The sequence below is a fragment of the Tessaracoccus defluvii genome, from assembly GCF_014489575.1.
Taxonomy (GTDB): Bacteria; Actinomycetota; Actinomycetes; order Propionibacteriales; family Propionibacteriaceae; genus Arachnia; species Arachnia defluvii.
The window spans coordinates 3650047-3664036 of record NZ_CP060789.1 but is presented as its reverse complement, the minus strand read 5'-3'; the positions used below and the strand labels follow the sequence as shown (position 1 = coordinate 3664036).

Below are 13990 nucleotides of genomic sequence, written 5' to 3'. Positions count from 1 at the left end.
GGATGTGGCAGCGTCGAGGGGTAGTGCTGGCACTACCTGCGAAGCAACGCGCACACTGTGGTCGGGGCACGACACAACGGATGGAATGGTGGCATGACCAACGTGACGAACTTCTCCGAGGAGACGGCGGTCGCCCGCGCCGCCGGGCAGCCCCTCCTCTCCACCCACGACATCACCCGTTCGTTCGGCCAGGTGCGGGCGCTCGCCGGCGTCAGCCTCGAGGTCGCGGCCGGAGAGACGGTGGCCGTCATGGGCCCGTCCGGCTCCGGCAAGTCGACCCTGCTGCACTGCCTGTCCGGAGTGCTGACACCCGACGCCGGCGAGGTGCGCCTCGCGGGCAACACCCTGTCGGGCCTGTCCGACAAGCGTCGCTCCCACACCCGCCTGACCGAGTTCGGCTTCGTGTTCCAGGACAACCAGCTGATCCCCGAGCTCCCCTCCCGCGAGAACGTGGCGCTGCCGCTGATGCTGACCGGCAGCGGCCGGGGCAAGGCGCTGGCTGAGGCCGACGCCATGCTCGCCCGCCTCGGCATCGCCGACCTTGCCGGCCGCCGTCCCGGAGACATGTCCGGCGGCCAGGCCCAGCGCGTCGCCATCGCCCGGGCGCTGGTCGGACGACCGAAGGTCGTCTTCGCCGACGAGCCGAGCGGTGCGCTCGACCAGGCCACGGGCCATGAGGTGATGCAGCTGCTGACGGCGATCGTCGGGCTCGCCGGCGCCAGCCTGATCCTGGTGACCCACGACCCCAACGTCGCCGCCTGGTGCTCGCGCCTGGTGGAGATCCGCGACGGGCTGGTGCACTCCGACCGCCGGCTCGGTGCCAGCCGGGAGGCGACCCGATGAGCCCGACCATCACCGGCCTCTCGTCGCTGAGTCTCCAGCTGACGAAGTCCCGCTTTGCGATCCGGCAGGGCGAGTCGCTGCTCTATCTCGCCTCGATCCTCGCCTACGCGGTCAGCTCGGCGCTCGCGCTCACCGTCGCGGGCGGAACCCTCATGTTCTTCCAGCGGGCAGCGAACCCGACGGGGCTGCTGGCAGAGGCGCTGGCCGAGGACCCCACCTTCGACGTGTTCCTGACGATGTACGCGGTGCTGGCCGTCGTCGCCTGCGCCCTGCTCATCCCGTCGCTGGCCGGTCTGGCTGGCTCGGCCGCAGTGCTGGGGGCCCGCGGCCGGGAGCGGCGTCTCGCCGCGCTGCGCCTGCTGGGGCTCTCGGCCGGCGATGTGACCCGCATGTCGTTGATCGACGCTCTGATCCAGGCCGTCATCGGCTGCGCGGCGGGCACGGCCGCGTACTTCGCGACGCTGCCTCTGTGGGGGAATCTGACGATGCAGGCGGTCCCCGTGGATCCCGCGGAGATGCTGCTCCCCTGGTTCGGGGTGCTCGGCATCCTGGCCGCCACGGTCGTGATCGGGCTCGTCGCCAGCTGGTGGGGGCTGCGGCAGGTGCGGATCTCCCCGCTCGGCGTGGCCCGTCGCGGTTCCAGGCCCGGGCTGAAGGTCTGGCGACCGATCGCCTTCGTCGCTCTGCTCGGCATCGCGATCGCAGGCTCCAGCGCCGTGCCGCTCGGCGCCACGCTGGTCCCGTGGCTGGTCATCGGCGGCTTCCTGATCGTCGTGGTGTGGGGCCTCAACCTGGTGGCGCCGTGGGTGTTGCAGCACCTCAGCAGGCTGGTGGCCCAGGCGCCCTGGCCGTCGCTGGTGTGGGCGGCGCGCCGCGTGCAGGCCAACCCGAAGGCGACCTGGCAGCAGGTCTCCGGGATCGCGCTGCTGTGCTTCATCAGCGGGTACGTCGCCATGATGCCGGTCAGCCTCGATTCGGCCGAGGGAGGTGCCTCCCAGTCGGTCATCGAGGGCGCCGTCCACGACTTCACGAAGGGCGCCCTGATCACGCTGGCAGTCGGGCTCGCCCTCGCGGCGACGTCGGTCCTGATCACTCAGGCCTCGGCCGTGCTGGAGCGCGCCGAACAGGCCAGGGCGCTCGACAAGATGGGCTCCCCGCGATCGTTCCTGACGAAGGCTTCCTGGCTGGAGACCCTCGGGCCGCTCGTCCTCGGCATGGCATTGGGCGTGGGGCTGGGCGCCGGAATGGCCGGCCCGGTCGCCCGCCTCGCAGCGACCGCCGGCGAGTCGACACTCGGCCCGCTGCTGCTGGGGACGGTGCTTGCCCTGGGGCTCACGCTGGTGTGCGGGGCGCTGCTGGCCTCCCGGCCGCTGCAGACCCAGGTCCTCGGGACGCTGGAGCGCCGGGCCGACTGAGCCGGCACCCGGCGCCGCAGACACCTGTCCAATCCTCCGGGCCGCGCGTAGAGTGTGCGGCCTGGAGGGGCCATGCGCCCCCTCACCACGCGAGGGTGTCCGGTTCGTCGCCGTCGACGCCGACTGGGCAGCCGGCGAGGGAGCCGCGGCACATGCCCCGGCGCTGTCCATCGCCATGATCCTGACCGGCCGCCCCATCGGGCTCGGCCAGGCCGCCGGCCCCGGGGCGGAACTGATGCGCCGCCGGATCACGGGCCCGCCTGACGCGGGCGGTCCGGCCCCCGGTCGGTAGCCTGGGGGTCTCCGACAGGAAGGGCCCGACGATGACGCAGCGCCCCCGCCGTTCCCCCGCCGACGCCGCCCGCGGCTGGCTCGACCGGCGGGCGAACTCGCGGCTGCTCGGGCGCCTGGCCCCCAACAAGGAGGAGGCCCGCGAACTCGCCCCGATCTTCGCCGCGGCCGCCTCCGCCGTCGGGCTGTCGCCGCTCCCGCCGCAGGAGCGCGCGACGCTGGCGATGCTGCGCGGCCTCTCCGTCGAACTGCCGACGGGCGAGGGGAAGACCCTCGTGGGTGCCATGGCCGCCGCCGGGCTCGTCGCCCGCAGGAGACGCGTGCACGTGCTCACCGCCAACGACTACCTGGCCAGGCGCGACGCCACCTGGATGGGGCCGCTGTTCGCGGCGCTGGAACGCAGCGTCGGCTACGTCACCGCGGACGCCGACCCGGGGGCCCGACGGGCGGCCTACGCCTGCGACGTGGTCTACGTCTCGGTCGCCGAGGCCGGATTCGACGTGCTCAGGGACCGCCTCGCGGTCGATGCAGCCCTGCGCACGGGCGCTGTCCGCGACGCCGTCATCATCGACGAGGCCGACGCAGTGCTGTTGGACGAGGCACGCGTGCCGCTGGTGCTGGCGGCCGAGGGTGCGCTGGAGACCAACGACGCGGCCCGGGATCTGGCCGCCCTCGCCAGTCGGCTGGCCCCCGGCCTCCACTACGACCGCTCGCCCGATCACCGCACCGTCCACCTGACGGAGGCGGGGCTGTCCGAGATCGAGGCGGCCTTTCCCGGCAGCGACCTGTTCGACGGCGACGCCGAGCTCCTCGTGGGCGTCAACGCCGCGCTGCACGCGGAGGCGCTGCTGACCCGCGACGTCGACTACATGGTGGCCGGAGGCAGGGTGTGGCTGATCAGCGGCTCGCGCGGCCGGGTCGAGAAGCTGCAGCGCTGGCCCGACGGGCTGCAGGCGGCGGTCGAGGCCAAGGAGTCGTTGACCGCCGAGCCCCGGCTCGAGGTGCTCGACCAGCTCGTCATCGGCGAGCTGGTGAGCATGTACGACTCCGTTGTGGGGATGAGCGCCACCCTGCTCGGCGCCCGCACCGAGCTGGAGGAGACCTACCGCATGCAGGTGGTGCAGCTGCCCCGGCCACCCCCTGCCTGCGCCTGGACCGCCCCACCCTCCTCTTCGACTCGGCCGAACATCGCGACACGGTGCTGGTAGCCGAGGTGCGGGAGGCGCACGAGGAGGGCCGCCCGGTGCTGGTCGCCTGCCGGTCGGTGGCCGACTCCGTCCGCTACGGCGCCGTCCTCGCCACCGCAGGGCTCCCCGCGACGGTCCTGAACGCCGCCAACACCGACGACGAGGCGGCGATCGTCGCCGAGGCGGGCGCGCCCGGGCGGATCACCGTCTCGACGCAGCTGGCGGGACGGGGCACCGACATCCGGCTGCCCGACGCCTCGGTGGCCGCAGGCGGTCTGCGGGTGATCGGCGTGGGGCTGTTCCCGTCGTCGCGGCTCGAGGACCAGCTCCGGGGACGCGCAGGCCGCCAGGGAGACCCGGGCGACTCGGTCTTCCTCGCCTCCCTCGACGACGACCTCATCGTCAGGCATGCGCCGGATCACCGGCTCCCCTCGACGTGACGGCCGACGGCGTGGTGCGCGACCGCAGGTTGGCCGACCTGAGCGGTCACGCGCAGCGGATCGACGAGGGCCAGCAGCAGAGCCTGCGCCGTCTGTCCACGCGGTACGCGAACCTGCTCTCGGCCCAGCGCCGGGCGGTGCTGGAGCAGCGCGACCGGGCGCTGGCATCCGAGGCGTTCGCCGTCGAGGTGCTGCGGACCGCCGACGGCGACCTGCTCGACGACCTGGGCCGCGAGATCGATGCCGGCCACCTGGCCGCCGCCTGCCGGCTGGCATTGCTGGCGGCGATCGACCTGCGATGGAGCGAGCACCTGGCGTTCGCTGGCGAGATCCGCGAGGGCATCCACCTGCGGGCACTCGCGAAGGAGGACCCGTTGACGGAGTTCGAGCGTCAGGTGGCCACCGCCTTCGAGTCGGTCGTGGCGGAGACGGCCGACGACGCTGCCCGACTGCTCGCGGGCGCCAGCACCGCTGACGGGCTCGACCTCACCTTCCTCGGCGACCGCGTGCCATCGGCCACCTGGGCCTACACCGTCACCGACAACGAGCTCGGCGGCGAGCTCGACCGCATGGCGAAGGCGCTGGGCCGCCGCTGACCCGGTCGACCTGCTGCGCGACTAGCCTGCTGCCCTAGCGGGAGGTGAGCCGTGGGACGTGTCTGGAAGGCAGCGGCCGTGGTGGCGGCCCTGGTGTTGGGAGGCGGCTGCAGCGGTCGCCAGGCTGGCCAGCTCGAGGCCTGGGTCGAAGAGCAACGCGCCCACCACCCCTCGATCACCTTCGAGGCCCAGTACGGCCTTGTCGGGATCATCGGCGGGCTGGTCACGGTCGAGGTGGGTTCCCTGACGGAGGCCCGGAGCTTCAGCGACGACCTCGCCGAGCAGTGGGGCACGAACGGAAGCGGTCGGTTCTCCCTCCACGTCACCTGGCCGGTCACCGGCGGCTCGACGACGCTGCGGCTCCTGTCCCGGCACGCGGCGCCCGATGACGCCTGGGCGTGGGCTGACGAGCCGCTCCCTGCGGGGGCGACCGGACGTCGCGTCGGCTGGGCGCTCGGCCCCTACAGCGGTCCGGGGCGCGAGGAGTGGCCCCGCCTCATCGAGTATCAGACGACGACCTTGGCGACCACACTCGCCGCGGCTCCCCTCCACGATGGCGTCTACTTCGCCGCCTACGACATCGACAGTCGCTACACCGGGGCGTTCCCCGGGAGCCAGGTGCCAGGGCGCGCCAGCGCGTTGGCCCAGCTCGAACCGCACGCCTGGATGATCCAGGGCGATCTGGTCACCCTCCTGGACGACGCCGACCTCGCAACGCTCGGAGACATCCGGACCGACCTCCCCTGGACGCTGCGTCAGCGCAGCAACCTGATCCACATCGGTACGGGAACCGTCGACACCGCCCTCTTCCGCCAGCTCACCGACGCCGGCCTGCGGGTGACGCTTCTCCCCGGGCGGATCGAGCTCCACGAGGTGCCCCTGGAGCAGTGCGCGGACGTCCTGGCTTCCTTCACGACCGCCCTCCAGGTCGGCGTCGGATGCCGGGGCACGGGGCACCACGTGTGGATGGTGGGCGAGCTGCCGCACGTGCGCGACTCCTGGGCCGCCCTCAACCACAACGCCGTGCGGCGGATGCCCACGGTCCGCGTCGAACCGGAGCAGATCACGGTCCGGATGGACGGCGTGCCCGCCTCCGACCGGGCGGAGGCGTTGGCACGGCTCCGGGGACTGCCCTGGCCGGACGAACGGGTTGTCGAGGTGATGGCTGACGAAGCCCACGTGACGTTCACCTCCACCCGACAGGGAACGGCGCGGGGCGACAGGAACCCGGACGCCGCGGGGCGGGCCGTGCTCGCTGCCTGGGACGAATCGGCCTCCTGACGGGGAGCGGGTTAGGGTTACCTAACCCGTTCGTCTTCCCCGGAGAACCCATGCCACCTCGCCAGCGCATCGAGCGCAGGGCCACCGTGACCGCCACCGAGCGCCTCTCGCGGGACCTCGTCCGTCTCACCTTCGACTGCCCCGATCTCGCGGGCGTCGAGCTGCCCCACACCGACCACTACATCAAGTTCTCGTTCCCGCCTGCCACCCGCACCTACACCGTCCGCAGCCACGACGCGGCCACCGGAGCCATCGTCGTCGACTTCGTCGTCCACGGCGACGACGGCCTCGCGGGCCCCTGGGCCGCCACCGCCGCCCCCGGCGACGAGATCTCCTTCTTCGGCCCGGGAGGCGCCTGGCACCCGGCCGACGACGTCGAGCACTTCGTCCTGGTCGGCGACGAGGCCTCCGCACCCGCGATCGCCGCCGCGCTCGAGGCTCTGCCCGCGGGGGCGACCGCCGCGGTCTTCCTCGAGATCGCCGACGCCGCGGCCCGCTTCCCGATGCCCACGCCACCCGGTGCCATCATCGAGTGGGTCGCCCGCGACGGAGCGGCCCACGGCTCGGCGCTCGCCGCGCGGGTCCGCTCCGCCGCTGTTCCGCAGGGGCGCGTCGGGTGGTTCGTCCACGGCGTGGCCGAGATGGTCAAGGACCTGCGCGGCTACCTGTTCGTCGAGTTGGGGGTGCCGCGCGCGGACGTGTCGATCTCGGGCTACTGGCGCTCCGGCATGACCGAGGACGACTGGCAGGCGTCGAAGCACGACTTCGTCGCGTCTTTGGAGGCGGCGGAGATTGCAGCGGGCGCCGAGGCCCGCCCGCGAAGTGACCACCGAACCGGTCATCGACGCCGACTTCGTCGAGTGGCACGGCGGCTGCCCCCATGCGCTGGTCTGGGCGGTCGACCTGGACCGCGACGACGTCACGGCGCTGACGGCACGGGCCAGGGCCCGGCTCACACCGCTGCTGCTCCGCCGCTACGCCCGGCAGCCCCACCTGACGCTCGCCTACGCCGGGCTCGCGCCCACACCGGGCGCGACGCCCACGGACGGCGTCTACGGCGACGCCGAGTTCGCCGCCGACCTGGCCGCGCTCGTCTCCGCTGCGGTCGCACCGTTCGACCTTGTCATCGGCGCATTCGGCAGCTTCGCGGGCGCCCCGTACCTCACGGCCGACGGGGCCGGCGTGGCCTCTCTGCATGAGGCCCTGGAGGCGAGGCCGGGACCCTACACGCCCCACGTCACCATCGGCCTCTACGCGACCCGCGCGCCCCTCGCCCCGATCATCTCGTCCTTCGCCGACTGGACGGAGACGTTGGTCGTGCACGTGCCGACCGTGTCGCTGCTGCGCTACGAGACCCACGACGTCGCGGGCCCCTTGGAGCCCGTGGGCCGTTTCGACCTGGCCACCCGCGCCTGGACGCCGGCCTAGAGACCGAAGGCGACGCCCACCAGGAACACGGTCGCCGTGATCTCGATCAGCGAGCCGAACGTGTCGCCGGTCCAGCCGCCGAGACGGCGCAGGAGATGGGCGCCCCACCCCCAGGCCACGAGTGCGGCCACCGCGGCCGCGACGGCGAACACGAGGGCACCGCGCGGCCCGGCCGCCAGCAGGCCGAGGCCCGCCAGCGCACCGGCGACCAGCAGGGCGTCGACGATGGCCCCTGCCCGCGGGGTCACGGCGCGGAACAGGGCCCCGAAGCCGCTGTCCCTGGCGAACCGGTTGCCGACCGTCGCGACGGTGACGGTGAGTCGCGACACCATGGCGGCCGCCGTCAGGGCAGCGAACGGCACCCAGGCGGGCCCGGGCACGGAGGCGAGCGCCATCGCCTGGATCCCCAGCACGAAGACGAGCGTCACCACGCCCATGGGCCCGATGTCCGAGCGACGCATGATGGACAACGCCTCGGCCGCGGGCTTGCGGGAGCCGAGCCCGTCGGCGGTGTCTGCGACGCCGTCGAGATGCAGCGCGCCGGTCAGCGCGGCCAGCGTCGCGAGCGCCAGCACGGGGCCGAGCAGCGGCAGCTGCTGCCACGCGGCCACGCCGCCGACGGCGCCGGCGATCGCCCCGAGGAGGGCACCCAGCCAGGGGAATGCGAGCATCGCACCGCGGGCGTGTCCGCGGTCGACGTCGTCGAGCCCGCGCACCGGCAGGACGCTGAACAGGCCGACGGCGGCGGCGAACGACCTCACCGCAGCCTCGTCGCGACGCCGGCGACGCACAGCCACACCTCGCGGCACGCGGCCGCGATCCTGCTGTTGAGCCTGCCCAGTTCGTCGCGGTAGAGGCGCTCGACGGCGGTGCCGGGCACCAGCCCGGAGCCGACCTCGTTGCTGACGAGGATCACGTCGCGGCGCGTGGCGGCGACGGCGGCGACCAGCCCGGCGACGCGGACGTCGAGCCGGTCGCGCCAGCCGTCGGCGTCGTCCCAGGCACCGACTTCGGTGAGCACCCGGTCGAGCCACAGTGCGAGGCAGTCGACAAGCACGGGCGCCTCGTCGGCGGCGGCCAGCACGGCCTCGAGGTCGAGCGTCTCGACGGTGCGCCAGGTCGCGGGCCGGCGGGCGCGGTGCAGGGCGACCCGCTCGCTCCACTCCCCGTCGGAGTCGTCGACGATCGACGTGGCGACGTAGTCGACCACGGCGACATCGGCGAACTGTGCCTCGGCCCAGGTCGACTTCCCGGACCGGGCCCCGCCGAGCACGAGGGCGGCCCCGCCTCCGAAGCCGCGGCCTGCGCCGGCCTCCAGGCGGGTCGCGTGTCCGGCGGCGACCAGCCCCTCCAGCAGGCTGCGCAGCCCGTCGTGGGAGTCGTCGAAATCGACCAGGTACCGCATCAGGCGACCGTGGTGACGGTGACCGTGTAGCGCGGGTCCTGGGCCGCGATCTGGGTGCGGCCGACGCGCACGTTCAGTTCCTTGCGGTAGGGCAGGTGCGAGTTGAAGACGCACCACAGCTTCCCTCCCCGGCGCAGCACGCGGCGGGCGCCGTCGAACATCTCCAGTGTGTCGGACGAGTCCTTGGCCACGCCCAGGTGGAACGGCGGGTTGGTGACGATGGCGTCGAGCGACCCGTCGGCGTAGCCGTCCAGGCCCGATCCCCACGTCGCGTCGACGGTGAGGCCGTTGACCTCCGCGGCGACGGCGGTGGCGGCGACCGCAGACCAGCTCACGTCACGCGCGAGGACCCGGTGACCCCGGGCAGCCAGCCACATCGACACGCTGCCGTTGCCGCAGCCCCAGTCGAGCACGTCCTCGGCCTCGAGTCCGCCGGTGCGCCCGCCGCCCTTGAGCACCCCGAGCATCAGGCGCGTGCCGGGATCGATCTTGGTTCCCCGAAGGTGGCACCGTGGGCGGCGACGGCGAAGCCAAGGTCCTCGTGGGAACGCACCTTCGGCCAGTCCGACTCGGCGCCTTCCGGCCCCCAGGCCCGCAGCACGCGCGACTTCGAGCGGCCCAGCGACGCGCTGACGGCGGCGAAGTGCTTCCCCAGCACCTCGTTCATCGAGCGGTTCATGTTCCGGATGCGCGCCCCGCCGAGGTAGGTGACGTCCTGGGCCCCCTGCACGAGCGCTGCGTGCTCGTCGAGCGCGCCGAGCGACTTCGGCAGCCGGGCGAGCGCGAGCGTGACGCCGCCCAGGTCCTCCGGATGCTCGACCAGGAGGGCGGGATCCACCTGCTGCGCGTCGCGCCAGTCGTCACAGAACACGCGGACGTCGTCGCTGAGCGTGAGGGCGTCGGCCACCAGCGCTGGAGCGTCCAACACCCCCACCGCCGCGGTCGGCTCCTTGGGTGCTTCGTCCCAGATCAGGTCATCCACGGCGTCTCTCATGCCCCGATCCTAGGGCCGAAGCGCCCGACGTGCGCCCGCCTCCCCGTCCGGCGGGAAGTCTCAGCGGAGGATCAGGAGGCTCACAGCAGGCACACAGGATCGGGCGGGAGTCTCGATACATCACCCCGAGGAGGACACCATGAGCAACGAACAGCACCCCCACCCCTGGAGCCGCGAGGCCTCCCAGGTCGATGCGCCCACCGTCCGACAGCCGGCCCAGCCGACCCCGTCGCCGCAGATGCAGGCGATGGGACAGCCCACCCAGACGCCCACTGCCCAGCAGCCGTTCCGGGTCTCCACTCCCCCCACCCAGCCGCTCCCGCCCTACGGCCCCCAGCCGATGAGCCCCTTCGGCCAGCCCACGGCACCAGCCGCGGTGACGAAGCCGAAGAAGGCCCGCACGGGCGTGGCCAGCCTCGTCGCCATCGCCCTGCTGGCAGCCGGTGTCGGCGGCGGTGCCGGGTTCGCCGCCGCCCAGCTGGGTGGCAGCGCAGGCGCCTCCCAGTCCACGACCACGACGGTGCTGCAGGGCGACGCGACCAGCCCCGACTGGACCGCCGTCGCCGAGGCCGCCTCGAAGTCCGTCGTCGCCATCCAGGTCGTCGGGCGGACGGGTTCCGGCGGCGAGGGCTCCGGCGTGGTCATCGACGCCCAGGGCCACATCGTCACCAACAACCACGTCGTCTCCAGCTCGGGAAGCGGCGCCCAGATCACCGTCCTGCTGGGCAACGTGTCCTATGAGGCGACCGTCGTCGGCACCGACCCCACGACCGACCTCGCCGTCATCAAGCTCGTCGACCCGCCCGCCAACCTCGACGTCATGCCGTACGGCGACTCGGCCACGCTCGCGGTGGGTGACCCCGTGATGGCCATCGGCAACCCGCTCGGCCTCGTCGACACCGTCACCACCGGCATCGTCTCGGCCCTCAACCGGCCGGTGACGACGCAGGCGGTCACCGACAACACGAACCCCGTCGTGCGGCAGAACACCCAGGCCGTCGTCACGGCGGCGATCCAGACCAACGCGGCCATCAACCCGGGCAACTCGGGTGGCGCCCTCGTCAACAGCGCCGGTGAACTCGTCGGCATCCCGTCGTCGATCGCGACGCTGACGTCGTCGTCGAACTCCGAGTCCGGCAACATCGGCATCGGGTTCGCGATCGGGTCCGACCAGGTCCGCTACGTCGCCGACCAGCTCATCTCCACCGGCAAGGCGGAACACCCCCAGCTGGGCGTCACCGCCCAGGACGCCGGTCAGACGGGGCAACAGGGCGCGACCATCATGGCCGTCACCCCCGACTCGCCCGCCGAGGCGGCTGGGCTGCGGGCCGGCGACCTCGTCGTCTCCGTCGACGGCGCCCCCGTCGCCTCCACCGAGTCGCTCGTCGCCCTCGTGCGCGCGGGCCGCGTCGGCGAGCCGATGGAACTGGTCGTCCTGCGCAACGGCAAGGAGGAGACCATCACGGTCACGCCCGCGGCCGCCGCGAGCTGAGGGCCCGGCTACCCGTTAGCCTGACCCCATGAGGATCCGCGTCACCTTCGTCTCCGCAGGCAGCGTCCCCGAGTCCCTGATCGCCCTCGTGCCCCAGCCGGCACGGATCGACAGGGAAGAGGCCGCCTACGGACGGCGGGTCACGGTGTTCGCACACCACGAGGAGCCCCGGCTGCTGGCCGAGGCTCTTCGTGCCGTCGCCGGGAAGGTCGCCGTCGGGGTGGTCACCGAGCCGCTCGCGGCGGCGCCGGCCCGCCTGCTGCTCATGGACGTCGACTCGACGCTGACCACGACGGAGGCCGTCGATCTACTGGCCGAGCACGCCGGCGTCGGCGAACGCGTGGCCGAGATCACCGAACGCGCCATGCGGGGCGAACTCGACTTCGCCGAGTCACTGGCGGAGCGGGTCGGCACGCTCCGCGGCCTCCCGACGGAGGTGTTCGCCGAGGTGGGCCCGCGCATGACACTGTCGCCCGGAGCGATGGAACTCATCGCCACCGCCAAGGCGGCCGGGGCCCTGGTCGGCGTCACCTCCGGCGGCTTCGTGCAACTCGTCCAGCCCCTCGCCGAGCGTCTCGGGCTCGACTTCTACAACGCCAACCTGCTGGAGACCGAGGTCGTCGACGGCGTCGAGGTCCTCACCGGGAAGGTCGTCGGCACGGTCGTCGACAGGGAGCAGAAGGGGCGCGACCTGCTGCGTTTCGCGCACGAGCGTGGCATCGAGCCGCGGTGGACGGTGGCCGTCGGCGACGGCGCCAACGACCTGGGCATGTTCGATGCGGCCGGCCTGTCCGTGGCGTACTGCGCGAAGCCGGTGACGGCGGCCGCGGCCGACGTGGCGATCGGATTCCCCCGCCTGGATGCTGTCGCGGCCTTCGCGTTCCCCTCGTTCTGACGTCGTCGTCGCATCGGGTTCTCCCAATCCTAGGCCCCTCGGGCCGGCGTTCTTTCCCTGGGCACCGCTAAACGGCGGGGCGCGCCCGCTAGGGTGTTGCGCACCACCCCGATCATCAAGGAGGACAGATGTCTGGTCGCATCCGCAACGAGGCGCTCAAGAGCAAGGTGATGTCGGCCCACGACGCCGCCGCCCTCGTCAAGAACGGATGGAACATCGGCTTCTCGGGCTTCACCGGCTCGGGGTACCCGAAGGCCTTCCCGGAGGCGCTCGCCGCCGTCATCGACGCCGCACACAACCGCGGCGAGGAAATGAGGATCGGCGTCTGGACCGGCGCCTCGACCGCCCCGGAGCTGGACGGCGCCCTGGCCCGCACCGGCGGCATCAGCTACCGCGCCCCGTACCAGTCCGATCCGGAGATGCGCACCGCCATCAACAACGGCACCTCCTACTACCAGGACATCCACCTGTCCCACATGGGGCCGCAGGTGTCGCAGGGCTTCCTCGGGAAGCTCAACGTCGCCGTCATCGAGGCCACCGCAATCACGGCCGAGGGCGACCTGATCCCGTCGTCATCGGTCGGTATGAACCGCACCTACCTCGACTATGCGGACGCCGTCATCATCGAGGTCAACTCGTGGCAGTCCGAGGGCCTCTTCGGCATGCACGACATCTACTACCCGATCGGCGCCCTGCCCCCGAACCGGGTGCCCCTGCCGATCCAGAACCCCGGCGACCGCATCGGTGGCAAGGTCATGAAGCTCGATCCCTCCAAGGTGATCGCCATCATCGAGACCGACGCCCCCGACCGCAACACGCCGTTCAAGCTGCTGGACGACGACTCCCGCGCCATCGCCAACAACCTGCTGGACTTCCTCGGCAACGAGGTCAAGCAGGGGCGTCTGCCGAAGAACCTGCTGCCGCTGCAGTCTGGCGTGGGCAACATCGCCAACGCCGTCCTCCAGGGCCTGCTCGACGGCCCCTTCGAGAACCTGACCTCCTACACCGAGGTCATCCAGGACGGCATGGTCGACCTGCTCGACTCGGGCAAGCTGACGGTGGCGTCGGCGACCGCCTTCTCCCTGAGCCCCAAGGCCGCCGAGAAGATGAACGACAACGCCGCCCACTACGCCAAGAAGATCGTGCTGCGTCCGCAGGACGTGTCGAACCACCCCGAGGCGATCCGTCGCATGGGCGTCATCGCCTGCAACGGCATGATCGAGGCCGACATCTACGGCAACGTGAACTCCACGCACGTCATGGGTTCGCGCATGCAGAACGGCATCGGCGGCTCGGGTGACTTCACCCGTAACGGCTGGATCTCCTCGTTCGTCACGCCGTCGACGGCGAAGGGCGGCGCGATCTCCTGCATCGTCCCGATGGTCAACCACGTCGACCACACGGAGCACGACGTCCAGGTCATCATCACCGAGCAGGGCCTCGCGGACCTGCGTGGCATGGCCCCGCGGCAGCGGGCCAAGCTGATCATCGACAACTGCGCGCACCCGGACTTCAAGGAGCCGCTGCGCGAGTACGTCAAGCTCGCCGAGAAGAAGGCCAACGGCATGCACACGCCGCACGACCTCGCCACGGCGCTCGGCTGGCACGTCCGGTTCCTCGAGACCGGCACCATGATGCCCTGATCTGCCCTCCTCGACGAAGGCCCGCGCTCCGGCGCGGGCCTTCGTCGTTCCCGCTGGAAACCGCCCCGGCTGCACCGATG

General features: G+C 72.3%; 15 protein-coding genes and 1 pseudogene. 12 read left to right on the top strand and 4 right to left on the bottom strand.

Features of this window, described 5'->3' with window-relative positions:
• Window positions 1-93 precede the first annotated feature (93 nt).
• The 9 genes and pseudogenes from H9L22_RS17245 (at window position 94) to H9L22_RS17205 (ending at window position 7481) form a co-directional block, all read left to right on the top strand.
• Window positions 94-843 carry an ABC transporter ATP-binding protein gene (locus tag H9L22_RS17245; protein ID WP_187720965.1) on the top strand — a complete coding sequence of 250 codons (750 nt, stop codon included), beginning with the start codon at window positions 94-96 and terminating at the stop codon, window positions 841-843.
• On the top strand, window positions 840-2258 hold the full coding sequence (locus H9L22_RS17240; RefSeq protein WP_187720964.1) for an FtsX-like permease family protein: 1419 nt from the start codon (window positions 840-842) through the stop codon (window positions 2256-2258). The genes H9L22_RS17245 and H9L22_RS17240 overlap by 4 nt, the downstream gene beginning before the upstream one ends.
• A gap of 52 nt (window positions 2259-2310) precedes the next feature.
• A complete protein-coding gene (locus H9L22_RS17235) occupies window positions 2311-2550 on the top strand; it encodes a hypothetical protein (protein WP_187720963.1) in 240 nt (79 codons plus the stop codon).
• Window positions 2551-2581: 31 nt separating this feature from the next.
• Window positions 2582-3757, top strand: a complete 1176-nt coding sequence (locus H9L22_RS17230) for a preprotein translocase subunit SecA (protein WP_187720962.1) — start codon at window positions 2582-2584, stop codon at window positions 3755-3757.
• Window positions 3748-4176, top strand: a complete 429-nt coding sequence (locus H9L22_RS17225) for a preprotein translocase subunit SecA (RefSeq protein ID WP_187720961.1) — start codon at window positions 3748-3750, stop codon at window positions 4174-4176. The genes H9L22_RS17230 and H9L22_RS17225 overlap by 10 nt, the downstream gene beginning before the upstream one ends.
• Complete coding sequence (locus H9L22_RS17220; protein ID WP_187720960.1) at window positions 4173-4772, top strand: hypothetical protein; 600 nt, start codon at window positions 4173-4175, stop codon at window positions 4770-4772. Before H9L22_RS17225 ends, H9L22_RS17220 begins: the two co-directional genes overlap by 4 nt.
• Window positions 4773-4823: 51 nt before the next feature.
• Window positions 4824-6053 carry a hypothetical protein gene (locus H9L22_RS17215; RefSeq protein WP_187720959.1) on the top strand — a complete coding sequence of 410 codons (1230 nt, stop codon included), beginning with the start codon at window positions 4824-4826 and terminating at the stop codon, window positions 6051-6053.
• A gap of 50 nt (window positions 6054-6103) precedes the next feature.
• Window positions 6104-6721, top strand: a pseudogene (locus H9L22_RS17210) (siderophore-interacting protein); the annotation flags it as partial.
• Window positions 6722-6875: 154 nt separating this feature from the next.
• The gene (locus H9L22_RS17205; protein WP_187720958.1) at window positions 6876-7481 is read left to right on the top strand and encodes a 2'-5' RNA ligase family protein; all 606 of its coding nucleotides are present in this window, start codon (window positions 6876-6878) and stop codon (window positions 7479-7481) included.
• Here the strand turns inward: H9L22_RS17205 and H9L22_RS17200 are convergent.
• From H9L22_RS17200 to H9L22_RS17185, 4 genes are read right to left on the bottom strand one after another with little or no spacing between them, the layout of a single operon-like run.
• Entirely contained in the window at window positions 7478-8242 is a 765-nt protein-coding gene (locus H9L22_RS17200) for an adenosylcobinamide-GDP ribazoletransferase (RefSeq protein WP_226965961.1), read from the bottom strand. The two genes, H9L22_RS17205 and H9L22_RS17200, sit on opposite strands and share 4 nt — an antisense overlap.
• On the bottom strand, window positions 8239-8886 hold the full coding sequence (gene cobU, locus H9L22_RS17195; RefSeq protein WP_187720957.1) for a bifunctional adenosylcobinamide kinase/adenosylcobinamide-phosphate guanylyltransferase: 648 nt from the start codon (window positions 8884-8886) through the stop codon (window positions 8239-8241). The genes H9L22_RS17200 and cobU overlap by 4 nt, the downstream gene beginning before the upstream one ends.
• The gene (locus H9L22_RS17190) at window positions 8886-9353 is read right to left on the bottom strand and encodes a class I SAM-dependent methyltransferase (RefSeq protein WP_187720956.1); all 468 of its coding nucleotides are present in this window, start codon (window positions 9351-9353) and stop codon (window positions 8886-8888) included. Before H9L22_RS17190 ends, cobU begins: the two co-directional genes overlap by 1 nt.
• On the bottom strand, window positions 9353-9880 hold the full coding sequence (locus H9L22_RS17185; protein ID WP_187720955.1) for a hypothetical protein: 528 nt from the start codon (window positions 9878-9880) through the stop codon (window positions 9353-9355). The genes H9L22_RS17190 and H9L22_RS17185 overlap by 1 nt, the downstream gene beginning before the upstream one ends.
• A 139-nt stretch (window positions 9881-10019) precedes the next feature.
• Here H9L22_RS17185 and H9L22_RS17180 point away from each other — a divergent pair, with 139 nt between their 5' ends.
• From H9L22_RS17180 to H9L22_RS17170, 3 genes are all read left to right on the top strand, one after another.
• Window positions 10020-11372 (top strand): S1C family serine protease, encoded by a 1353-nt coding sequence (locus H9L22_RS17180; protein ID WP_226965960.1) that lies wholly within the window; start codon window positions 10020-10022, stop codon window positions 11370-11372.
• 28 nt (window positions 11373-11400) lie between these two features.
• Window positions 11401-12267, top strand: a complete 867-nt coding sequence (gene serB / locus H9L22_RS17175; RefSeq protein WP_187720954.1) for a phosphoserine phosphatase SerB — start codon at window positions 11401-11403, stop codon at window positions 12265-12267.
• Window positions 12268-12395: 128 nt separating this feature from the next.
• Window positions 12396-13910 carry an acetyl-CoA hydrolase/transferase family protein gene (locus H9L22_RS17170; protein WP_187720953.1) on the top strand — a complete coding sequence of 505 codons (1515 nt, stop codon included), beginning with the start codon at window positions 12396-12398 and terminating at the stop codon, window positions 13908-13910.
• The last annotated feature ends 80 nt before the right edge of the window (window positions 13911-13990 follow it).